We start from the raw sequence: 22,150 nt of genomic DNA, 5'->3' as shown, positions 1-22,150 counted from the left end.
GATCTACCAGGTGTAGGCCGTCCGGCGGCCCTGCCTCATCCTCGACCCGAAGGACAGTGATGACCGCCTTGATCAACCCCAGTCCACCCGGCGAGCAGGAGATCGCCGGCTTCGGCCGGCTGCACCAGCGCCTCGGGGACGCGATCGAGGCGGCCGTCCACGGCAAGCGTGCGGTGGTCGACCTGGCCCTGGTGGCGACGTTCGCCGGAGGCCACGTGCTGCTCGAGGATGTGCCGGGCACCGGCAAGACGACCCTGGCGCGGGCGATCGCGCGCGCGATGGGCGGTCGGTCCGGCCGGATCCAGTTCACGCCCGACCTGCTGCCCAGCGACGTCACCGGCACGACCGTCTTCGACCCGCGCGACGGTCAGATCCGGTTCCGGCCCGGGCCCGTCTTCGCCAACGTGGTGCTCGCCGACGAGATCAACCGGGCCGCGGCCAAGACACAGTCGGCACTGCTGGAGGTGATGCAGGAGCACACCGTCACCGTCGACGGCGCAGTGCACCCGGTCCCGTCGCCGTTCATGGTGATCGCCACCCAGAACTCGATCGACCTCGAGGGCACCTACCGGCTCCCCGAGGCCCAGCTCGACCGCTTCCTGCTGCGCACCGCGCTCGGCTACCCCGACGCCGAGCACGAGATCGAGGTGCTGCGTCCCGGGAGCAATGCCGGGCGCGTCGAGGACGTGCCCGCGGTCACCACGCCGGAGGAGGTCGCCGCCTTCGCCGCCCAGCTCAGCCGACTGCACGTGGCCGACCCGATCCTGCGCTACGTCCGCGAGCTGGGCGTGGCGATCCGGCGCGACCCGCGGGTCCGCGTCGGCGTGAGCACGCGTGGACTCAAGGCCCTGGTGAGCTGCCTCCAGGTCTATGCCGCGGCCCGCGGCCGCCATTACGTCGTCCCGAGCGACGTGCAGCGGCTCGCCGAGCCCGTGCTGGCCCATCGCACGGTGCTGGCCCGCGACGCGATCCTCGCCGGTCACACCAGCCAGGACGTCGTCCACGAGGTCCTGGAGACGGTCAACCCACCCCAGCCCGACGCCAACTGAAGACATGTCCCGGGTCTGGTCGAGTATCACCGTCCGCGGACGCACGATGCTCGTGCTCGGCGTGGTCCTGCTGGTCGCCGGGGTCGCCTGGAGCTACCTCCTCCTGGCCGGCCTGGGCGCCTGCCTGGCCCTGCTGGTGGTGGTCGAGCTGTTCGCCGTGCTGATCACCGGCCGGGTGGGGGTCAGTCGTCGTATCGAGCCGATGGTCGTGGTGCGCCAGGGTCTGTGCGAGGGCACCCTGACCGTCCACGGCCGCCGACGCCGGGGACTGGTGCGTCTCGACGTCGCCGACCGGGTCGAGGGCACGCTGGTGCCGGTCATGCTGCCCGACCACTACCAGCCCGCCGATCACGACGACGTCGAGGACGCCGAGGACGCCGAGGGGGGCGAGAGTGGCGAGGGTCAGGCCAAGGCGCAGCGATCGCGGGCCGGTGCCACCACCCAGGTCACCTATCCGATCCCCACCCCGCGCCGTGGGCTGATCGACGTCGGGCCGGTGCAGGTCCGCCTGGCGGGGCTCACCGGCATGGCCGCGCGCTCGGCCGAGCACGGCGAGGTCGACCAGGTGCGCGTGCTGCCTCGCCGGATCCCGCTCGCGGGGATGATGGCCGGGAGTCGCCGTTCGCTGGCCGGCACCGACGAGGCCCACGAGCTCGGCGGCACCGACCTGGTCGGGCTCCACGAGTACTCGATGGGAGACGACCTGCGACGACTGCACTGGGCGACCAGTGCACGCACCGGCACGCTCATGGTCCGCGAGGATGCCGAGCCGTCCGAGGCCCACGTGTGCGTGCTGCTCGACGACCGGGCCGCCAGCTACCTCGGGGACGAGTACCTGTTCGAGGAGGCCGTGGAGTTCGCTGCTGCCCTGTGCCGTCAAGGAGTCGAGAAGGGCTCGGCGGTGCGCCTGCACACGCTGAGCAACCGTTACGAGGTCCGCGTCCCCGCCTCGGTGAGCGGGCAGCCGCGCCGCGAGCACCAGGACCTCGACTGGATCCTCGCCGAGATCGACCTCACCGGCCCCCAGGCCGACCTCGAGCTGCACGGGCGTGACCTCGACGTCGCGATCGCCGTGACCGGTCCGGGTGCCGATCTGCATGCACTCGGCCTCGGCATCGACCACGCCCCGACGCGGGTCCTCGGCGTCGTCGATCCCGCGCCGCTCGTGGGGGCCCACCAGGAGGCCGGTCTGCTCATCCTGCGTGGTGCCACCTCGGTGACCCTGGCAACGGCCTGGGACGAGGCGGTCGACCGATGAGCGGCACCACTGCTCCGGCCGCACCGACGGCAGGGCCGGCCCAGCGGGGCCTGCGGCTGATCTGGCCGATCGCGCTGCTCGTCCTGGGGGCGATGATGCTGGCGACGGCCTGGCACCGATGGACGATCTCCCTGCTGTTCGCCCTCGCGGCCGCGGTGCCGCTACTCGCGCTGCGCGGCCTGCTCCGCGCGGGTCTGTCGCGCTGGTTCGCCACCGCGATCCTGCTGCTGGTCTCGATCATGGCCGCCTACCTCGCGACCAGCGGCGCCGGCCTCAGTCTCGAGGAGACCGTCCGCGACGTCATCCCTCGGCTGCTGACCTCGCCGCTCCCCTACTCCGTGCAGGCCGACCTGCTCGTCGGTCCGCTCCTGCTGGTCACGCTGGTCTCCCTCCTGGTGGGCTTGCGCGTCGACGGCCGGCAACGCGTCGAGCCGGTGATCGGCGCCGCGGTCCTCTACGTCGCGGGAGCACTGCTCACTGCCGGCCACGCCGACCCGTGGGGACTGGTCGCCGTCCTCATGCTGGTGGTGGCGATCTTGGGGTGGGTCTTCCTCGACGAGCACTCCGAGCCGGTGCGCCAGCGCCTCTCGGTTGCCGGCCCGGTCGCGGTGGTCGGGGTCGGCACTCTGGCGGCGCTGGCGACGCTCCCGGTCAGCAACGCCTTCGAGCCCCGCGACCTGGTCGATCCTCCTGTCTACGAGGTGGTCGCGAGCAATCCGCTGACCCAGCTCGGTGCGTGGGCGAACAACCCCACCGACGAGCTGCTGCACGTGCGCGGCGCTGAGGTGCCGCTGCGACTCGTGGTGCTGGACAAGTACGACGGCACCCAGTGGACCGCGGCGACCCGCTACGAGGAGCTGCCCGCCGACGGCCGGACAGGGCTTCGGTCCGGCAGCTTCGCCCACCCCGACACCGTGCAGGTCCAGTTCTCCAGGCTCGGCGGCAACTGGCTGCCCAGCCCCGGAATGCCCACCTCGATCGCGCTCGATGGCGCACTGATCGATCGGGGCACCGGAACCCTCTACTCACGCGAGGACACCGCGGGCCTGGCCTACGAGGTCACCGGAGCCTTCGAGGACCCCCCGCAGGACCGGCTGATCACCGCTCAGCTCCCCCAGTCGGGGATGAAGTCGATGACCGAGCTCCCACCGCTTCCGCGCCAGCTCGGCGAGTTCGCCCGCCAGCTCGGGGAGGGCGCCGCGACGCCGTACGAGCGCGCGACCCGGATCGAGACGCTAGTGCGCAGCAAGTACCAGCTCTCGCCCACCGCGATCTCCGGGTCGGCGCTGTGGCGCATCCAGCAGTTCCTGCTCGGTAAGCCCGGCGAGACGGGAGCCCGGATCGGGACCTCGGAGCAGTTCGCCACCGCCTTCGCCGTCCTGGCTCGTGCCAACGGACTCCCGGCCCGGGTCGTCGTCGGGTTCCGGCCGGGCGAGACCCAGGAGGACGGCACCCGGATCATCCACGGCTCGGATGCCTTCGCCTGGGCCGAGGTCTACTTCGCCGAACTCGGCTGGGTGCCCTTCTCGCCCGCGCCCGACGACGACACCTTCCATCGCGAGCGGCCCGTGGAGGCCGAGGAGCCGACCCTCCCGGGCGAGGCCGACACCGGCACGCCGACGCCCGAGCCGAGTGCGAGCGAGACGACCGGCCCCGGCGGTGCCGACGGCGCCGACGGCACCGACGACGGCCCCGGCATGGACGGGGACGCCGACGCGATGGCGCCGACCTCCGGCGGCAGGATCGGCCTGGACCCCTATCTCGTCGCCGGCGGCGCCGCGGGAGCGGTCGTGTTGCTCTTGGTGGCTCTGCGGGCCGGGCGCCGGGTTCGCCATGCCCGCCGCGGTGCCCGCGGCGCCTGGGCCGAGGTGCTCGACGCGCTCCATCTCAGCGGCCTGCGTGCCGCGCCGCACCTGCCGGCCGACGTCGTCGCGGCGCAGACCGACACCCGCTTCGGTATCACCGCCGCCTCCCCGATCGCCGACCGTGCCCTACGCGCCCGCTTCGCTCCCGACCGGCCCTCGGCCCCCACCCCCGGATCCGCCACCCGGGCCCAGCTCAAGCAGGTCCGCCGCAGCGCTCGTCGCTCGATCCCCTGGTGGCGGCGCTGGTGGTGGCACCTGGACCCCCGCGTGCTCGGGCGCCGAGGCTAGCTCCGGCGCACCCGGACCCCGTGCGCGCGCCTCGCCGCGCCGGAGGTCGAGCAGGCGAGCGCCGGCACCGCTGGTCCACGACGCCTCGCCCGCCGGAGGCTGAGCAAGCGAGCGCAAGCGAGCGCCGACGAAACCCCGGCACCGGTCCACGCCAAGGTTCCCGCGATCAGCCGCGATCGAACCCGAAGATGGTGATCTCCTCGCAGCGACGCGGGCGGTCGCTGATGCCGAACCCGCCGGTCGGAGTGTGCACGGTCATGTAGAAGCAGGACTTGCCCAGCGGCAGTCCGGGGATCTCCAAGGCGGCGCTGCGCTCCCCCGGCGGGAACTCGGCGATGACGCGTCCCTCGGGCGTCTCGTCGTTGACGATGAACAGGTTGAACTCGCCCTCACCGTCGCTGGGGTCGGTCCATTCGGCTCTCAGGGTGACGCCGTCGTAGTCGAGCGACTGCAGCACCAGCTGGAGGTCGGGGTCGGGTCGTTGGGTGACCGGGCCGTCGGGGGTCGGGGGCGCCACCGCGGTGCCGCCGGGATCGGTCTGGCGCCGCGGCGTGGGCTCGTCGTCGCGATCGCGGAGGACGGCGCCCAGCAGCCCGAGGAGCAGCCCGATGACGAGCGCCACGATGCCCAGGATCAGGGGCAGCCGCCGTCGCTTGCGTGGCTCCTCGGTCTCTGAGTCGTCGGGACCGTCGGGGCCCCCACCGTTCGGCCCGTCGGGCGCCTCGATCTCCGCGCCCGTGGCATCGGGCAGGCCGGTTCCGGTCGGGGCGGCATCGCCGGCCCGCACCACGTGGGAGACGGCCGAGATCGCCACCGGCGCAGGCTCGATCGCCTCGACCGGCCGGGACGGCGCCGGCGCGATGGGAGCGGCGGAGATCGGCGCGGGCGAGATCGGGGCCGAGGAGATCGGGGCCGCCGAGACCGGCGGAGCCGGCGGTCTCGGCGTGGAATCGGGCGCGGGGGGAGAGCTCGGCGCGGGTCCCGTGGGTCGCACGGCCGTGGTCGCGCGGACCTGGGTCGGCGGATTGACGGGGCGCCCGGAGGCCGTGGGCCGATCGACCACCGGTCGCTTGCGCAGCCGCGTCGGCGTCGGGTCGGGGCGCCGCGATGGCTGCCAGGCCGAGCCGCGCAGGGCACGCAGTGCGTCGTGAAGATCGCTGGCGGAGCTCCACCGGCGGGCGACGTCCTTGCTCAGACAGCGGTCGATGATCGGCGCGAGCCGCTCGGCGCCGGCCACGCGCAGCGGGCGATGCGGTTCGATCCGGGCGCGGCGCAGGTAGGCGAGCGCGGAGTCGTCGTCGGGGTCGTCGCTGGCGAACGGCGGGCGGCCGTCGAGCAGGGTGTAGAGCGTCGAGCCGAGCGACCAGATGTCGTCGGCGGCGGTGGGCGGGTAGCCGTCGAGGATCTGGGGCGCGGCGTGCCGGTAGGTGAAGGTCTCGGCCGAGGAGGTGTGCTCGGAGCCGACCAGGCGCGCGATCCCGAAGTCGGCGAGAACCCATGACGTGGGGAGGATCAGCACGTTCTGCGGCTTCACGTCGCGGTGCAGGACGCCGCGGGCGTGGGCGAACGAGAGCGCGTCGGCGAGCACCTCGCCGATGCGGCCGACCTCCTCGGGCATCAGGGGTCCGTGCGACTTCAACCGGTCGTGCAGCGTGCCGCCCTCGAAGTAGTCCATCACGACGGCCGGGCGTCCCGAGGCGGTCGTGCCGACGGCGAGCACGGTGACGATGTTGGGGTGCTGGCGGCCGAGCTGGACGGTGATGTCGATCTCGCGCTTGAACCGGGCCGCGCGGCCCGGATCGACCGTGGTCTCGATGCTGAGCACCTTGATCGCGACATCGCGCTCCACGCTGACCTGGCGGGCGCGGTAGACCACCGAGTCGCCACCGCGGCCGATCTCGACCAGGTCGGTGTAGCCGTCGAGGTGCTCGGTGTGGCCTGCCGGGCTGGGGGGCGGACGCCAGGCGTCGTCGCCGCCCGATCGGTCCCCACCCCGCACCATGCCCCCGAGCCTAGATGAGAGGGCGAACTGTGCGGCACTGCGACCCGTCAGCCATCGCGGACGGGTCGGCTGAAATGCGAGATCGACCCGTCAGCCATGGCTGACGGGTCGATCCGCGCGCGGCACGCTACGTGCTCAGGCGTCCTTCTCGGTGCTGTCGGTCTCCTCGACCACCACGTCGTCGGCGTCGTCGGCGTCGCCGGACTCGGCCTCGGGGGCGGGCTCGCCGATGGTGCCGTCGGGAAGCAGGTTCTTCAGCTCGACGGGGTTGCCGGACTCATCGGTGACCTCGGCGGCTTCGACGATCTTCTGCAGGGCCTTGCCGCGCAGGATCTCCTGGACCAGGTCAGGGATGTGGTTGTGCTCGAACATGTGGTTCGCGAACTCCTGCGGGTCCTGGCCGGACTGCTGGGCGCGGCGCACCAGGTGCTGGGAGAGCTCGTTCTGGTCGATCCCGAACTGCTCGGTCTTGGCGATCTCGTCGAGCAGGAACTGGGCGGCGACGGCGTCGCGGACCCGGCGGTCGAGGTCGGCCTCGAACTCCTCGATGGTCTGCCCCTCGTCCTCGAGGTACTTCTCCATCGTCAGGCCCGAGTAGGCCAGCTGCTGCTCGATGCTCTGACGGCGCGCGTCGAGCTCGTCGGCGACCAGGCTCTCGGGAAGCGGGATCTCGACCTTGTCCAGCAGCGCCTCGAGGACGGCGTCGCGGGCCGCGGCGGCCTGCTCGAGCCGCTTGCCGCGGCCGAGCCGCTCGCGGACGTCGCCGGTGAGCTCGTCGATGGTGTCGAACTCGGAGGCGAGCTGGGCGAACTCGTCGTCGTACTCGGGGAGCTCCTGCTCCTGCACCTGGGTGACCGCGACGGCCACCTGGACCGACTGGCCCATGAGGTCGCCGCCGACGAGCTCGCTCTCGAAGATCTTCTCCTCGCCGGCCGACATGCCGACCAGGGCCTCGTCGAGGCCGTCGATCATGCCGCCGCGGCCGACGCGGTAGGACATGCCGGTGACCTCGGCGCCCTCGACGACCTCGCCGTCCTGGGTGGCCTTGAGGTCGAGGACGACGAAGTCGCCGTCCTCGGCGGGCCGCTCGACGTCGGTGAGGGTGCCGAAGCGCTCGCGCAGCGCCTCGACCTGCTCGTCGACGTCGGCGTCGGTGACCTCGATGTCGTCGACGGTGGCGGTGAGGCCGTCGTAGTCGGGCACCTCGAAGGTGGGCTTGACGTCGACCTCGACGCTGAAGCCGAGCGGGCCCTCGCCCTCGATCTCCTGGGTGACCTCGAGCTCGGGCTGCGAGAGCGGCTGGAGCTCGTTCTCCTGCATCGCGGCGGCGTAGCTGTTGTTGAGGATGTCGTTCATCGCCTCGGCGACGACGACCTCGCGCCCGACCTGCCGGTCGATGACGGCCGGCGGCACCTTGCCGCGCCGGAAGCCGGGGATGTTGATCTGCTTGGCGATCTGCTGGTAGGCCTTGTCGAGGTTCGGCTTGAGCTCCTCGAAGGGCACCTCGACGGTGAGCTTGATCCTCGTGGGGCTCAAGTTCTCGACGGCGCTCTTCACAGGTGATCTCCTATCGGTGGGTGTCAGGCTGAGGTGAGTCGGGGCGACAGGACTCGAACCTGCGGTCTCCTGCTCCCAAAGCAGGCGCGCTAGCCACTACGCTACGCCCCGCCAAGAGGTCGCCGACGGCCTCGGCGGACCCCGGCGGACTTCTTGGAGCGGATGACGGGAATCGAACCCGCGTAATCAGTTTGGAAGACTGAGGCTCTACCATTGAGCTACATCCGCGCGGCCCAGGATCGCTCCCAGGACCACTGAATCGTGCCATAGCGACGGTCGCGGCACCCAAACGGGATCGGCTGAGGGTCCGGCCCGATCCTCGGGCCCGATCCTCAGGTGCGGCACACCACGACCATCGCGCGGTCGTCCTCGCGCGACCCGAGCGCCGTCGTCAGCCGGAGTGCGGCCCCGGCGAACGATCCGCGCCGCAGTGACTCGGCCTCCCCCAGCATCCGGTCGATGCCCAGGTCGATGTCGCGGTGGGGGTCCTCGATGATGCCGTCGGTGTAGAGCAGGACGGCGTCGCCGACGTCGAGGCGTCCGTGCCGCACCTCGAACTCGGCGCCGTCGACCAGGCCGAGCACGGGTCCGTCGGTGCGCAGCACCTCCCAGCGCCCGGTGCCGCTGTGCCTGTGCGCGGCCGGCGGGTGACCGGCGGTGCGCACCTCGAAGACGCCGGTGTCCAGGTCGAGGCACAGGTGGATCGCGGTGGCGAAGCCCTCCTCCCACTCCTGGCGCAGCAGGTAGGCGTTCGCGGCGGGTAGGAACTCCTCGGGTGAGAGGGCGCCGAGGAGGCCGCCGAACGCTCCCGAGAGCAGCAGGGCGCGGGTGCCGGCGTCCTCACCCTTTCCGGAGACGTCGACCACGACCAGTTGCAGCAGCGACCCGGGTCCCTCCGAGCGCGTGGCGACCACGAAGTCCCCGGAGAAGGCGGTCCCGCCTGCCGACTGCAGTGCCGACTCCACGATCCACCCGGCGGGTGCGTCGGGGAGCCGCCCCTGGTCGAGGATGCGGTCGCGCAGGTCGACGAACATCGTCTCGCCGCGCAGGCCGCCCACCCCCAGACGTCCCCTGCGGATGCTGGCCAGCAGCACGATCCCGGCCACCGAGACCTGGACGGCGGCGGCGCCGAGGATGCGCCCGGTGATCGGCTCCTGATTCGCCACGCAGACGGCGAGGAGGAGCAGGTCGAAGCCGACGAACCACGGCAGGGTGCGAGGCCCGAGCAGGATGCTGGCGAGCACCACCGGCACCATGAGGCTGCTGAACGGCGTGTGGTCGGGGAAGAGCACCACCAAGACGGTGATGGTGATGGAGAACAGGCACATCGCCAGTGCGAACCGCACCTCGACCGCCGCTGTCCGACGCCGCAGCCGGCGCCAGGCGGAGCCCGGTCCAGGCGCCGAGGAGCGCGGCGGGCTCAGGCTGGGCACGTCGGTCCTCGTTCCGGGGATGAGCTGGCTGGGGCCGAGTCAGCCTACGGCGCGGGAGCGGAACGTGGGCTGGCACCGGGCACACCAGAACAGGTTGCGGCCCTCGAGCGCCGCGGTGCGTACCGGGCGTTCGCACACCAGGCAGGGCTGGCCGGTGCGCCGGTAGACGTAGACCTCGCCGCCGTGGTCGTCGCGGCGCGGTTGGCGTCCCATCGCCTCCGGCGTGTGCTCGGGCCGGACGGTGTCGATCCGGCCGCTCTCGACGCCTTCGGCCATCAGCTCGACCAGGTCGTCCCAGATCGCCTGCCACTGCCCTCGGCGCAGGGTCTTGCCGGGGCGCATGGGGTGCATCCGATGCCGGAAGAGCACCTCGGCCCGGTAGACGTTCCCGACGCCGGCGAGCACCGACTGGTCCATGAGGAGCGCCCCGATGGGTCGGTTGCTGCGGCGGATCCGGTCCCAGGCGCGGTCGGGGTCGGCGTCCGCGCGCAGGGGGTCGGGCCCGGACTTGGCGAGGGTGGCTTCGCGCTGCTCCGGGGTGACGAGGGCACAGATGATGGCGCCGCGCAGGTCGGCGTACGCGACGTCGTCCTGGCCGGTGGCGGCGTCGTCGACGGTGACGAGCCGCAGTCGGACCTGACCGACCGGCGGTGGGACGGCGGCGTCGGAGTCGAGCCCGTCGTGGAGGTCGAGAGCGCCGATGAGGCCGAGGTGGATGTGCACGAAACGCTCGCCCGCGAACTCCACGAAGAGGTGCTTGCCCCAGGCCTCGGCGCCCTCGATCCGCGCGCCGTCGAGGAGGGCGGCAGCCTCGGAGAAGCGTCCCTGTGGGCTGGAGACCCGCACCCTCCGACCTCCGAAGGCGCGCTCGATCTGGCCGGCGAGCCGGTGGAGGGTGTGCCCCTCAGGCATCGGGGTCCTGCGCGAGGGCGGACTCCGGCAGCGGGGGAAGCTCTCCGGTGGCCTCGTAGTCGGCGAGCATCGCGATCCGGCGCACGTGGCGCTCCTCGCCGGAGAACGGCGTCTCGAGGAACACCTTCACGAAGCGGGTCATGTCGTCGAGGGTGTGCATGCGGCCGCCGACCGAGACGACGTTGGCGTCGTTGTGCTCGCGCGCCAGGGCGGCGGTCTGGTCGGACCAGGCCAGCGCGGCGCGGCAGCCGGCCACCTTGTTGGCGGCGATCTGCTCGCCGTTGCCCGAGCCGCCGATCACCACCCCGAGGCTGTCGAGTCCCTCGGCCTGCTCCTGGACGACGGCGGCGGCGGCCCGCAGGCAGAACACCGGATAGTCGTCGAGGGCGTCGTAGACGAAGGGTCCGTGGTCTACCGGCTCATAGCCGTGCTCGGTGAGCCAGTCGACGAGGTGGGCCTTGAGCTCGAGGCCGGCGTGATCGCTGCCGAGGTGGACGCGCATGGCGGCAGTCTCCCACCCACCCTCGCCGCCGCGGATCAGTGGTCACGCAGGAAGTCCGCGGCCTGACGCAGCAGCGGGGCCGCCGCGGAGAACACGTCCGGATGCCGCCAGAAGCCGTGGATCTGGCCGAGGTAGCGCACGCCGAGCACCTCGACGCCGGCGTCGGCGAGGCGGGTGACCAGCAGCTCGCCCTCGTCTCGCAGCGGGTCGTGCTCGGCGGTCATCACGAACGTCGGCGGCAGGGTGCCCAGTCGGTCGGAGAGCAGCGGCGCGAGATCGGGCTCGGCGAACCTGGTGGCGTCTCCCCCGGTGTACTGGTCCCAGTACCAGCGGGCCTCGCGGGGATCGAAACCCGCGGTCTCGCGGCGCGCGGACTCGGTGGACGCCGTCGGGTCGAGGAACGGGTAGATCAGCGCGAGCGCGGCGAACCTGCCCGGGTTGCGCAGCGCAGCCACCAGGACCAGGTTGGCGCCGGCACTGTCGCCATGGCCGTAGACGGGGCCTGGGAGGTCGGGCTGCGCGTCGAGCCAGGCGAGCACGGCGTCGAGGTCCTCGACGGCGGCCGGGAAGGGGTGTTCGGGGGCGAGGCGGTAGTCGACGCTGAGCACCGGGCGGCCGACCCGCTGCGCCAGTCGGCGGCAGCTCGCGTCGTGCACCTCGACGTCGTTGAACACGAAGCCGCCGCCGTGGGCGTGCACCACCACTCCGGGTGCTGCCGCCTCGGGCACGTAGAGGCGGGCGGGCACGCCGCCGGCGTCGACGTCGACGACGCGCGCCACCTCGATCCGGGGCTGCTGCGCCGCCGCCTCGCGCGCCGCATGCCGGGCCGCCGCGATGTCGTAGCCCTCGGCGAACACCGGTTCCGCGCCGGCGGCGTACTCGATCGCTCGGCGGGCGTCCGGGGAGAGGGCCATGACGGTGACGCTACGGGACCCGGTACCAGACGTCCGTGGAGGTCTTCTGGAAGCCGAGGCTCTGATAGAGGGTGCCCGCGGCGTCGGACTCCCAGCCGATCTTGGCCCGCTCGGCCCCGAGCACGGTGAACCGGTCGAGCCCGGCGGTGAGCATCGCGCGGGCGAGCCCGCGCCGCCAGAACTCCTCCTCGACGCGCACGGGCTCGATCAGGCCGACCCGCGTGACGGGGTCGAACCAGCACAGCGTGTAACCAGCCGGCCGGCCGTCGGCGGTCTCGATGGACAGGTCCAGCGCCGGGTCGTAGAGCGGCGTGGCCCGCAGCCGCTCCTCGACGTGGTCGCCGTTGCGCGGGAGCATCGGGTGCGGCCGGTCCCGGCGCTGGGTGCGGTCGACGAGCTGGAACCCGTCGGGCAGCTCGGCCGAGGCGGCGGTGCGTTCGCGCAGGTCGAGCCAGGAGCTGCACGACGAGTCACCCGGCACCAGCCCGGAGGCTTCTGCCAGCGCGCGCAGCTGCGGGTCGTGGCCCGGGACCGGCACCTCGACGGTGGCCGGCGCACGGCGCGCGGCCTCGCTCAGGACGCGCTCCCACACGACGTCGAGGATCGGCTCGCAGCGTCCGGGCACCAGGAGCGGGTCGCACTGCCAGGCGCCCTTCCAGTAGCTGAGGTAGACCGCGGCGACCGGACCGTCGCCGTCGAGCCAGAAGTGCTGCTCGACCGGTTCCTCGAGGCGCCGCGACCACCACTGCACGTCGGCCGCCTCCCAGATGCCGGCCCTGGGATCGGCGAGCCGGGCGCGCTGCAGGAGGCTCGAGGCCAGGAGCACCGCCTCATGACCGGATGCGGTGATCTCGTGAATCGTCACCTCGCGAGTCTGGGCCATCGCGCCGATGCCGTCGACCGGATATCCCGAAGCACCCGGCCGATACCGACGACGTCGCAAAGCGACCCATCTCGCCGGAGGTTGAGCAAGCGAGCGCCGACGAAACCCCGGCGCCCACCAGCCGCAGGACTACGCCCAGTCGCACGAGGACGGAGTCATCAATGCAGAACCACACAAGTCGCCGATTCGCCAGACGCGGGCGCCGAGGATTCGTAGCATCGACCTACGCACCGAGACCGGGAGGCTGTCGTGCTCCAGGCATTGACGTGCCCAAACTGTCGTTCGGACGTTTCCACGAGTTGGGCTGCCTGCCGGTCCTGCCATCTGCCGATGGCCGACGTCAGCAGTCGGCAGCAGTCACTCCGGTCGAGGCGTCTCCAATCGGCGGGGACACGATTGTGGGGTGTGCTGATCTACGGCGCGATCGGCGTGTGGTGCGTGCTTCTGCTTCCGTCGGCGGTCACGTTCGTGATCCCGGCGGCTGTGGCAGCGGGCGTGATCCATGTCGTCCGCGGGCGCCCCTACCTGGCCGCACTCGTCTTCCTGCTGATCGTGATCGCGGCACCGCTGCTCTTCTGGCCCTCGATCTCGACCGACGTGCTCGACGATCTCGGATCCATTCTGTAGCTATCCGCGACGCCCGAACCTGGCGAGCAGGTGCCAGACCCGTTTGAGGGACTGCGGGTCGTGGTCGCCGGTGCGCGCGGCGTCGCCGAGCGTTGCGGGCACCAGCACCCGGCCGAGCGAGCGAGCGAGCTCGACGAACTCCGGGCCCCGGTAGTCGGGATCGAGGTTCGCGGCCTCGACCCGGAATCCGGGGTGCCACTCGACGGCGCAGCCGAGCCGCCGGGCGGCGTCCTCGATCGGTCCACCCTCGAAGCAGGGGTCGAGTACCACTGCCTCGACGTCGTCGACCACGACGACCTCGCCATGCACGTGGGCTTCGACGTAGTGGTCGAGGAGATCGTGATCACTGGCGTCGGCCAGGGCGATCAGCTCCGGGATGAGATCGGGACCACCGATCGCGGTCGGCTCGAAGACCGAGTCCGGGAAGCAGAACGTCGCGCGCCCGGTCACCTCAGGCCGCAGCCGCAGGTGGGCCGAGCCGAAGCGGGTCGCGGGGCCGTACGGGTCGGCTCGATGCAAGGCGCCGTACTTCGGCCGCTCGGTGGCGGGCAGGTCGTCGTAGCGCCCGTCGAAGAGCCGGCTCTCCCAACGCCAGCGGTCGCCGCCCGGGACCGCGGTGAGCCCGCCGTTCGAGGTGCCGGTCTCGAACTGCGAGCGGTAGACGCCGTCACGAGCGATCGCCTCGAGCACCGTGCCGTCGCCGAACGGCCAGTCCGGATGGAAGTGCAGCGCGATCTTCATCTGAGGACCGAACCCAGCGCCGACGAAACCTCGCGGGCCTCCTCGGGAACCCTGGCTGGCACGGTTGCCGGGGTTTCGTCGGCGCTCGCTGACGCTCGCTTGCTCAACCTCCGGCCGGAGGGCGCGCGTCGGAGGTTGAGCAAGCCGGGAGGGCGAGGAACGAGCCCGACCGGCGCCGACGAAACCTCGCGGGCCTCCTCGGGAACCCTGGCAGGCACGGTCGCCGGGGTTTCCTCAGCGCTCGCTGACGCTCGCTCGCTCACCCCCCAGCGCGCGGTGAGCTGGAGCCGGAGGTTGAGCAAGCCGGGAGGGCGAGGAACGAGCCCGACCGGCGCCGACGAAACCTCACAACCGACCTCGCGAACCCTGGCAGGCACGGTTGCCGGGGTTTCCTCAGCGCTCGCTGACGCTCGCTCGCTCACCCCCCAGCGCGCGGTGAGCTGGAGCCGGAGGTTGAGCAAGCCGGGAGGGCGAGGAACGAGCCCGACCGGCGCCGACGAAACCTCACAACCGACCTCGCGAACCCTGGCAGGCACGGTCGCCGGGGTTTCGTCAGCGCTCGCTGACGCTCGCTCGCTCAACCTCCGGCCAGCCGGGCCAGCTCCTCGTCCACGATCGAGGGGTCGAGCTTGGTGAAGATCGGGGTGGGCTTCTCCACCGGCGTGCCGACCTCGATCGGACGCCGCCTCCACGCCGGGACGTCGGTGTAGTCGCCGGTGATCACCGGATACGACGGGCCGCCGTCGAGGTCGTCGACCTCCTCGATGCGCGGCATGGGGGCGACGTCGCCGGCGCCGCCGAAGGCCCGGTCGACCGCGTTCGCCGAGAACGGCAGGAACGGCGCGAGCACCAGGTTGAGGTCGGCGACGCACTGGGCCACGACGTGCAGGATCGTGCCGAGGCGCTCCCGCTCGTCGTCACCCTTGAGCTTCCACGGCTCGGTGTCGGAGACGTACTTGTTGACCTCGGCGACCGCGCGCATGGCCTCGCCGATCGCCTGCTTCTGCCGGTGCCGGGAGATCAGGTCACCCACGACGCCGAACGCCTGCTCGGCGATGGCGAGGACGGCCTCGTCCTCCTCAGTGAGCACGCCGGCCGGCGGGATCTCGCCGAAGTTCTTGGCGATCAGGTTGGCGGTGCGGTTGACCAGGTTCCCCCAGCCGGCGACCAGCTCGTCGTTGGTGCGCCTGACGAACTCCGCCCAGGTGAAGTCGGAGTCCTGGTTCTCCGGACCAGCGGCCGCGACGAAGTACCGGAAGGCGTCGGGCTGATAGCGGCTCAGCAGGTCGCGCACGTAGATGACGACCTTCTTCGAGGAGGAGAACTTGCGACCCTCCATCGTGAGGAACTCCGAGCTGACCACCTCGGTGGGCAGGTTCAGCTCGCCGTACTCGCGGGGCGATCCGCCCTTGTCGCCCTTGCCGGAGTAGGCCAGCAGCTCGGCCGGCCAGATCTGGCTGTGGAAGGTGATGTTGTCCTTGCCCATGAAGTAGTACGAGAGCGCTTCGGGGTCGTTCCACCACGCGCGCCATGCGTCGGGATCGCCGCTGCGGCGGGCCCACTCGATGGAGGCCGACAGGTAGCCGATGACGGCGTCGAACCACACGTAGAGCTTCTTGGTGGGGTTCTCCCGCCAGCCGTCGAGCGGGACGGCGATGCCCCAGTCGATGTCGCGCGTCATCGCGCGCGGCCGGATCTCCTTGAGGATGTTCTGGCTGAACCGGATGACGTTGGGGCGCCACAGCCCGGTCGCCTCGCGACCGTCGAGCCACTCCCCCAGCGCCTGCGCCAGCGCCGGCAGGTCGAGGAAGAAGTGCTGGGTCTCGATGAACTCGGGGGTCTCGCCGTTGATCTTCGACACCGGGTCGATCAGGTCCGCAGGATCGAGCTGGTTGCCGCAGTTGTCGCACTGGTCGCCACGCGCCCCGGGCGCTCCGCAGATCGGGCAGGTGCCCTCGATGTAGCGGTCGGGCAGGGTGCGCCCCGTCGAGGGCGAGATCGCACCCTTGGTGGTCTGCTCGACGAAGTAGCCGTTCTCGTAGACGCCGAGGAACAGCTCCTGGACGACGGCATGGTGGTTGCGCGTCGTGGTGCGGGTGTAGAGGTCGTAGGTGCAGCCGAGGGAGACCAGGTCCTCGGCGATGATCCGGTGGTTCTTGTCGGCGAGCTCCTGCGGCGTGACGCCGGCCTCGTCGGCGGCGATCAGGATCGGCGTCCCGTGCTCGTCGGACCCCGACACCATGAGGACGTCGTCGCCGGCCATCCGCGAGTACCGGCTGAACACGTCGGAGGGCACGCCGAAGCCGGCGACGTGGCCGATGTGGCGCGGGCCGTTGGCGTAGGGCCAGGCGACGGCGGAGAGCACGTGGGTCATGAGCCCAAGATTAGTGAGCGCCCGCCACCGGGTTTCTCGTGGGAGTCCGGATCGGACCACCGCCCGGCTCAGCCGCCTCGAGTACCTCGACGTCGTCGCCCACCCGGATCGTCACGCCCGGGGTGTCCGGCACCAGGTTGGTGCCGAACCAGGTCTGGCGATCGAAGCGGCGTACGCGTGCCAGGGTCGCGATCGGCTCCTTCTCCCGTGCGGCGGTGTCGGGGTCGATCGTGGTCATCACGCAGCGCGCACACCCCTTGACCGCGCGGAACGTTGCCTCGCCGATCCGCACGCGACGCCAGTCCTCCTCGGCCCACGCCTCGGCGCCGGCGACCACGACGTTCGGCCGGAACCGCAGCATCGGCAGCGGCTCCCGCTCCTCCGACGCGGCATCGAGCACGCTCTCGTTGAGGGCGGCCAGGGAGTCCTCGGAGGTGAGCAGGAGCGGGTAGCCGTCGGCGAACGAGACGACGTCGCCGTCATCGCCGAAGTCGGGACTGGTCGGGCGCCGCGTGGGGTCGTCGAGATGGACCAGTCGCGCCTCGACTCCGAGCACCCGGCTGAACCACTCGTCGGCTTCGGCCCCGGCGACTGCCGCGGTGAGCTGCGAGGACCACAGCGTGACCGGGATCCGCAGGCCCGGGTCGGGGGTCGACACCTCGAGTGGTTCGAGGCCGGTCGCGAAGGGAGCGACGACGCGCAGGCCCGTCTCGGTGAGCTCCGGGGTGATCAGCAGCATCCGGTTGATCTCACGCGCGGTGATCGCGGTGCCCGCGGCGTCGACGACCATCCAACGTCGGTCTCCGCTGAGTCCGCACGGCTCGACCATCGCGGACTCGAGATCCTCACCGCGCAGAGACTTCACCGGATACCGGCGCACGGTGGTCAGGGTGGTCGTCACCCGGCTCAGGGTACGGCGCTCACCAGCGCGCGATGCGGGCCGCCGTCCGGCGTCGGATGAGCGGCAGCTCGGCGTAGAGCTCGGTACCGGGACAGGCGGTGTCGTTGGTGTCCCGGTGCCCGTCGATGGTGGGCAGCCGCGGGCGCGTGCCGGCGGGGTAGCGGTCCGAGCCCTCGGAGGTCACGCTGACGCGGCCCTGCGGCTTGCGGCCGTAGCGGTGCAGCTTCCAGGCCGACAGCCGGACGATCGCGGCGATGACCTTGCGTCGCGGCCGACGGTCCTCGAAGGTGCCGATCACCGCGACCCCGGTCGAGGTGTGGTTGAACCCGAGGGTGTGCGCGCCGCGCACCGCCTTGCCCGGGCCACCCGCGCGACCGACCCAGGTGCGGCCGAAGCGGTCGATGAGGAAGTTGTAGCCGATGTCGGACCAGCCCAGGCTCGTGGTGTGGTAGCGGTAGATGCCGCGCAGGAGCCCCGGGACGTCGTCGCGGGTATAGCTGTTGCTGTTCACCGTGTGGTGCACGTGCACCTGTTGGATCGTCGGGTTGTACGTCGCCGTCCCCGTCCGGAGGTCGGGATCCGCGCCCCACTGGGCGCGTCCGCGCATCGGCGGCTTGTGGCCACGTCGGGCGGCAGGTCGCACCACCCGCTCGGCCGGGGCCGCCGTCGTCGGGTCGTCGGCGAGCAGGACAGCGGTGAGGTCGTCGGGGCGCGCGCCGGCGACCTTGATCCGCACGGCGTCGGCGGCTCCGACCCATGTCAGGTCGGTACCGTCCACCGCCGACCCCTCGCCTGTGCTGGGGCCGTCTGCGAGCGGTTCGATCTCCTGCCAGGCCGACCAGCGGCCCTCGGCGCGGGTCTGGATGCGGAACTCGCGGGTGGCGCGGTCACGGGCCCAGGTGAGCCCGATCATCGTGAACGGCGTCGCGGTCTTCACCAGACGCGGTGCCGCGGGATCGCCTCCTCGGGAACCGTCGAGCGGGACGTCGACGGCCTGCAATCCGTCCTGACCTGGGACCAGCCGGTGCGCGGTGGGGGGCGCCGTCGGATCGCCGGATCCGGGCGGTGTGGCGCCGGCCGCGGCGGGCTCGACCAGTGGGATCGCGAGGGCCGCCAGTGCGAGGACGACCGGCGCGGGCAGGACATGGCGACGAAGGTGACGGGGGAAGAACATCATCTTGATCATGCGTCACATGCGTCACAGGATCAACCCGACCGGAACCGTCCCGGACCGCCCGCCGTCACACCCGCGATGCCCGAGCAGCCCGCTCGCACGTGACCAGAAGGTGACTCGCATGCACCCAGCTCGCCGCGCCCACGAGTTCGTCCGGAGTCTCGTTCCGAGCCTGCTCCTCGCCACGGTCGTGGCGCTGAGCGGCTGCGGTGGCGACGAGTCCGGCGAGGCCGACGTCGACACCTCCTCCCTCAAGCCGTTCACCGAGTTCCCCACCGAGGTCGGCACGCTGCGATGGCAGGAACAGGCCGCGACACCCGACGGCGGCACCTACCAGGCGACGGACGGCCTCGGATCGGTCCTGGCGCTGACCTTCCCGGGCTCGCTCGCCGACGCGGCCGAGGGCTACGAGGACCCGTTCTCGCCGATCGAGAACTCCGCCTGCACCGAGCGGATCGGCGCCCTGGCACCACAGTTCGAGTGCGCGATCGCCTTCCGGGATCGCACCATCATCTTCACCGGCCTCCCCGATCGCGACGACGCGACGAGGTTCGTCGAGGCGTTCTACGACGCCCAGTGAGTCCGGGGCTCCGCGCATGAGTCCGGAGCATGTGGGAAGGGTCGCGGCGAGCCCCCGGCGCACGGCGCTGTGCGACGGTGGCACCGACACCACGACGCCTGCTCGAGGAGACCGACGATGTCCACACGCACCCTCCGCCGCGCGACCGCGACCCTCGCCGTCGCCTCGATCATGGCCCTGACCGGATGCGGCGACGACGGCAGCAGTGAGGGGGGCAGTGAGGGGGGCGGCGACGACACCACGACCAGCGAGTCGACCAGCGAGTCGGCCAGCGAGTCGACATCGAGCGAGCCGCCTGCCGAGTCCGGCTCCGAGGAGCCGCCGGTCCCGTCCGATCCGCCGTCCGAGGACCCGGGGGCCGATCAGCCCGATACCGCCGACCTCAAGCCGTTCACCGGATTCCCGGCGGAGCTGGGCGGCTTCACCTGGCAGAAGGCGGGATCGACGCCGGACGGCGGCACCTACCTCAGCCCGGACGGAATCCTCTTCGTCACCGTCATCTCCAGCCCCGGCCCCTTGGAGTCCATCACCGGTGTCTACGGCGACCCGTTCTCCCCGATCGAGAACTCGGCCTGCACCAAGAACCAGGGAGTGGCCAGCGTCCAGTTCGAGTGCGCCATCGGCCTCCAGGACCGCGTGATCAGCATGACCGGCATGCCCAGCCGGGCCCTGGCCGAGACCTTCGTGAAGGACTTCTACGCCGCTCAGTGAGTGCGGCAGGGTCGACCGGATCGCAAGACCCGGTCGACCGGATCGGCTCAGCTGAAGTCGAGCTCGCCCGTACGAGAGCGCTTCAGCTCGTAGAAGTACGGCACCTTGGCCACGGCGACGCAGCCGTCCCACAGCTGCCCGGCCTGCTCGCCGCGCGGGATCTTGGAGAGCACCGGCCCGAAGAACGCCGCTCCCTCGATCGCGATGGTGGGCGTGCCGACGTCGTCGCCGACCTGGTCCATGCCCTCGTGGTGGCTCGCCGCGATCGCGGCGTCGAGGGAGGAGTCGTCGATCGCCTCGATCAGGTCTGCCTCGAGCCCGGCCTCGGCCAGCGCCTCGGCGACGAGGGCGCGCCCGCCGTCCTGCTGCTCGTGCAGCGTGCGGCCCTCGAGGTGGATCCGGTTGCCCATCGCCGTGTAGAGCGGGAGCAGCACCTCGCGTCCGTGGCGCTGCTCGGCGGCCATCAGCACCCGGACCGGACCCCACGCGGGGGCCAGCATCTCGCGGTAGTCGTCGGAGATGTCCCGGTCCTGGTTCAGGTAGGCCAGGCTCATGATGTGCCAGGTGACCTCGACGTCGCGGACCTGCTCGACCTCGAGCATCCAGCGCGAGGTGATCCAGGCGAACGGGCACAGCGGGTCGAACCAGAAGTCGGCGTTGGTGGGAGTGCTCACCTTCGGGATTCAACCATCCTCGACCGCCGCGCAGGCGCCCGCGTCACGGCTTGACCGTGGTCCACGACCCTGCCACCGAACGCTCGACGACGCCGTCGCCGGCGTAGTTGGCCTTGACCCAGCGCTGCCCGGCCGGGAGCTTGTCGATCCGGACCGTGGCGACGCCGTCGACCAGAGCGACCGTCGTCTGGCGCTTGCGCACGGTCACCGTGATGGTCCCGGTCGCCACCGCGCCCTCGGCGTTGACCCGGACGGTGACCAACGTGGCGCGCTTGCGGCCGGCCGCACGGACCGAGAGGGTCGAGGGCGTCGTCACCCGGCCGAAGCTCGCCGCCTGGGTCGCCGGACGGAAGTCCGGCTTCGCGACCGTGGCGCGCGCCTCGATGGTGTGGCCGACGTCGGCGGCACCGAGCGGATAGGTCGCGGCCACCGCACCGGGCACGACGACGCCGTCGCGGAGCCACTGGTAGGTCGCGGTGGCATCACGCGGCGTCCACGCGGCACCGGAGAGGCTCAGCACGCTGCCATTGCGCGGCGTCCCGGCGGAAGCGAACGGGCGCGACAGGGCGATCGAGCCCTTCACGACCGGGCCGACCCGGTTCGTCGCGGTGCCGTAGGCCGTGGCCAGGCCGGAGCCGCGGGCGACCTCGACCGCCTTGATCGTCTTGCCGAGCAGGTCGCGGGTCATCGTCAGGGTGGGTCCGTTGCGACCGGAGAGGTAGACGTCGTCGGCGGACCACCGCACGTTGACCGAGGCCGGCGCGGGCGACCAGGCGCCCGAGACGACGCTCAGGGTGCCGCCCAGCGTCGGGTCGCCGGTGATCGTGGCGGCCCTGGTGCGCACGAAGGCTCCGGCCTGTACCGGGGCCGACGGCGCGGAGGTGGCCACCGCGCTGGTGTACCCCGACCGGCTGCCGGTGTCGCGGAAGGTCAAGGTGGCGCCGGCGTCGGCGGTGGTCGGGACGTAGCTGTTGGTGGTCGCACCGGGAATCGGGGTGCCATTGCGGAGCCACTGCAGCGAGTGGGTGGCCTTCGGCGTGAAGGAGGCCCAGGTGCCGCGCAGCGCGACGCCGACTCGCGGCGTCCCGACGATGGTCGGCGCGGTGGCGACCGAGACCTTCTTCTGGTCGATGAAGTGGATGAAGCCGGTCGGCCAGCCGGGGCCGTCCTTGTAGATCGTGCGCCAGTGGAAGTCGCCGCTCCACGAGTCCTCGGAGATCACGATCTCCGTCGGCGAGACGACCTTCTCGACGTACGCGACGTGACCGCTCGAGCCGGCTCCGGCGACGCCGCGGTTCCACCAGGCGACCGCGCCGACGGCCGGGGTGGTGTCGGTGATGTCCGAGCGCGCGAAGCCCCAGTTGTAGGCCATGCCCGAGCCACTCCACGGCCGCTCGGTCGACATGCCGGCGCGGATCATCCGGTAGGCGACGTAGTTGGTGCAGTTGTGGCCGGAGTACATCCGCCAGTACATCTTGCCGCTGGCCTTGCCGTAGCCGTCGTCGCTGTACCCGGCGTTGGCGCATCCGGTGTAGCCGGTGCACAGGTACTTCGAGGTGGCCGTGGCCGGCGATGGTGCCGAGAGCGGCACCACGAGGGCGAGTGAGGCCACCAGGACTGCGGTCAGAGCGGCAAGCAGGGCAGGGCGAGTCGAGCGCGGATGGGAAGACACGGGGAACACTGTCAAGCACATCAGGTGCGTTTC

At 71.7% G+C, this 22,150-nt stretch carries 19 protein-coding genes and 2 tRNA genes; 6 read left to right on the top strand and 15 right to left on the bottom strand.

The window, feature by feature from the left end:
• Window positions 1–59 precede the first annotated feature (59 nt).
• From WMR31_RS14555 to WMR31_RS14545, 3 genes are read left to right on the top strand one after another with little or no spacing between them, the layout of a single operon-like run.
• Window positions 60–1,049, top strand: a complete 990-nt coding sequence (locus WMR31_RS14555) for an AAA family ATPase (protein WP_340539578.1) — start codon at window positions 60–62, stop codon at window positions 1,047–1,049.
• 4 nt (window positions 1,050–1,053) lie between these two features.
• Complete coding sequence (locus tag WMR31_RS14550) at window positions 1,054–2,307, top strand: DUF58 domain-containing protein (protein WP_340539577.1); 1,254 nt, start codon at window positions 1,054–1,056, stop codon at window positions 2,305–2,307.
• The gene (locus WMR31_RS14545; protein ID WP_340539576.1) at window positions 2,304–4,460 is read left to right on the top strand and encodes a transglutaminase TgpA family protein; all 2,157 of its coding nucleotides are present in this window, start codon (window positions 2,304–2,306) and stop codon (window positions 4,458–4,460) included. Before WMR31_RS14550 ends, WMR31_RS14545 begins: the two co-directional genes overlap by 4 nt.
• 166 nt (window positions 4,461–4,626) lie before the next feature.
• On the opposite strand, the gene WMR31_RS14540 is transcribed toward WMR31_RS14545, so the two are convergent.
• The 9 genes from WMR31_RS14540 to WMR31_RS14500 form a co-directional block, all read right to left on the bottom strand.
• Window positions 4,627–6,462, bottom strand: coding sequence for a serine/threonine-protein kinase (locus WMR31_RS14540; RefSeq protein WP_340539575.1), 1,836 nt, complete (start codon window positions 6,460–6,462; stop codon window positions 4,627–4,629).
• 135 nt (window positions 6,463–6,597) lie between these two features.
• The gene (gene tig / locus WMR31_RS14535) at window positions 6,598–8,019 is read right to left on the bottom strand and encodes a trigger factor (protein WP_340539574.1); all 1,422 of its coding nucleotides are present in this window, start codon (window positions 8,017–8,019) and stop codon (window positions 6,598–6,600) included.
• Window positions 8,020–8,057: 38 nt separating this feature from the next.
• A tRNA-Pro gene (locus WMR31_RS14530) sits at window positions 8,058–8,130 on the bottom strand.
• A 43-nt stretch (window positions 8,131–8,173) separates the two neighbouring features.
• Window positions 8,174–8,247 (bottom strand) — tRNA-Gly (locus WMR31_RS14525).
• 104 nt (window positions 8,248–8,351) lie between these two features.
• Window positions 8,352–9,452, bottom strand: coding sequence for a PP2C family protein-serine/threonine phosphatase (locus WMR31_RS14520; protein ID WP_340539573.1), 1,101 nt, complete (start codon window positions 9,450–9,452; stop codon window positions 8,352–8,354).
• Window positions 9,453–9,491: 39 nt separating this feature from the next.
• Window positions 9,492–10,364, bottom strand: a complete 873-nt coding sequence (locus WMR31_RS14515) for an Fpg/Nei family DNA glycosylase (protein WP_340539572.1) — start codon at window positions 10,362–10,364, stop codon at window positions 9,492–9,494.
• Entirely contained in the window at window positions 10,357–10,866 is a 510-nt protein-coding gene (locus WMR31_RS14510; RefSeq protein ID WP_340539571.1) for a ribose-5-phosphate isomerase, read from the bottom strand. The genes WMR31_RS14515 and WMR31_RS14510 overlap by 8 nt, the downstream gene beginning before the upstream one ends.
• A 35-nt stretch (window positions 10,867–10,901) precedes the next feature.
• Window positions 10,902–11,780 (bottom strand): alpha/beta hydrolase, encoded by an 879-nt coding sequence (locus WMR31_RS14505; RefSeq protein ID WP_340539570.1) that lies wholly within the window; start codon window positions 11,778–11,780, stop codon window positions 10,902–10,904.
• A gap of 10 nt (window positions 11,781–11,790) precedes the next feature.
• Window positions 11,791–12,645: a GNAT family N-acetyltransferase gene (locus WMR31_RS14500; RefSeq protein WP_340539569.1), complete on the bottom strand. Its 855-nt coding sequence runs from the start codon at window positions 12,643–12,645 to the stop codon at window positions 11,791–11,793.
• A 423-nt stretch (window positions 12,646–13,068) separates the two neighbouring features.
• Between WMR31_RS14500 and WMR31_RS14495 the strand changes: the two genes are divergently transcribed.
• Window positions 13,069–13,290: a hypothetical protein gene (locus WMR31_RS14495; protein ID WP_340539568.1), complete on the top strand. Its 222-nt coding sequence runs from the start codon at window positions 13,069–13,071 to the stop codon at window positions 13,288–13,290.
• On the opposite strand, the gene WMR31_RS14490 is transcribed toward WMR31_RS14495, so the two are convergent.
• From WMR31_RS14490 to WMR31_RS14475, 4 genes are all read right to left on the bottom strand, one after another.
• Window positions 13,291–14,031, bottom strand: coding sequence for a DUF3626 domain-containing protein (locus tag WMR31_RS14490; protein ID WP_340539567.1), 741 nt, complete (start codon window positions 14,029–14,031; stop codon window positions 13,291–13,293).
• Window positions 14,032–14,608: 577 nt separating this feature from the next.
• On the bottom strand, window positions 14,609–16,405 hold the full coding sequence (gene metG / locus WMR31_RS14485) for a methionine--tRNA ligase (RefSeq protein ID WP_340539566.1): 1,797 nt from the start codon (window positions 16,403–16,405) through the stop codon (window positions 14,609–14,611).
• A gap of 10 nt (window positions 16,406–16,415) precedes the next feature.
• Window positions 16,416–17,306 carry an MOSC domain-containing protein gene (locus tag WMR31_RS14480; RefSeq protein WP_340539565.1) on the bottom strand — a complete coding sequence of 297 codons (891 nt, stop codon included), beginning with the start codon at window positions 17,304–17,306 and terminating at the stop codon, window positions 16,416–16,418.
• Between the two features lie 19 nt (window positions 17,307–17,325).
• The gene (locus tag WMR31_RS14475; protein WP_340539564.1) at window positions 17,326–18,492 is read right to left on the bottom strand and encodes an N-acetylmuramoyl-L-alanine amidase; all 1,167 of its coding nucleotides are present in this window, start codon (window positions 18,490–18,492) and stop codon (window positions 17,326–17,328) included.
• A 109-nt stretch (window positions 18,493–18,601) separates the two neighbouring features.
• On the opposite strand from WMR31_RS14475, the gene WMR31_RS14470 reads away from it, so the two are divergent.
• Complete coding sequence (locus tag WMR31_RS14470) at window positions 18,602–19,060, top strand: hypothetical protein (protein WP_340539563.1); 459 nt, start codon at window positions 18,602–18,604, stop codon at window positions 19,058–19,060.
• A 117-nt stretch (window positions 19,061–19,177) separates the two neighbouring features.
• Window positions 19,178–19,771, top strand: coding sequence for a hypothetical protein (locus WMR31_RS14465; RefSeq protein WP_340539562.1), 594 nt, complete (start codon window positions 19,178–19,180; stop codon window positions 19,769–19,771).
• Window positions 19,772–19,818: 47 nt separating this feature from the next.
• Here WMR31_RS14465 and WMR31_RS14460 read toward each other — a convergent pair whose 3' ends face one another.
• A complete protein-coding gene (locus WMR31_RS14460) occupies window positions 19,819–20,445 on the bottom strand; it encodes a mycothiol-dependent nitroreductase Rv2466c family protein (protein WP_445321634.1) in 627 nt (208 codons plus the stop codon).
• A gap of 43 nt (window positions 20,446–20,488) precedes the next feature.
• The gene (locus WMR31_RS14455) at window positions 20,489–22,117 is read right to left on the bottom strand and encodes a CHAP domain-containing protein (RefSeq protein ID WP_340539561.1); all 1,629 of its coding nucleotides are present in this window, start codon (window positions 22,115–22,117) and stop codon (window positions 20,489–20,491) included.
• Window positions 22,118–22,150 lie beyond the last annotated feature (33 nt).

This window comes from Nocardioides epinepheli, assembly GCF_037936805.1.
Lineage (GTDB): Bacteria > Actinomycetota > Actinomycetes > Propionibacteriales > Nocardioidaceae > Nocardioides.
This window is presented reverse-complemented; position numbering and strand designations above follow the sequence as displayed.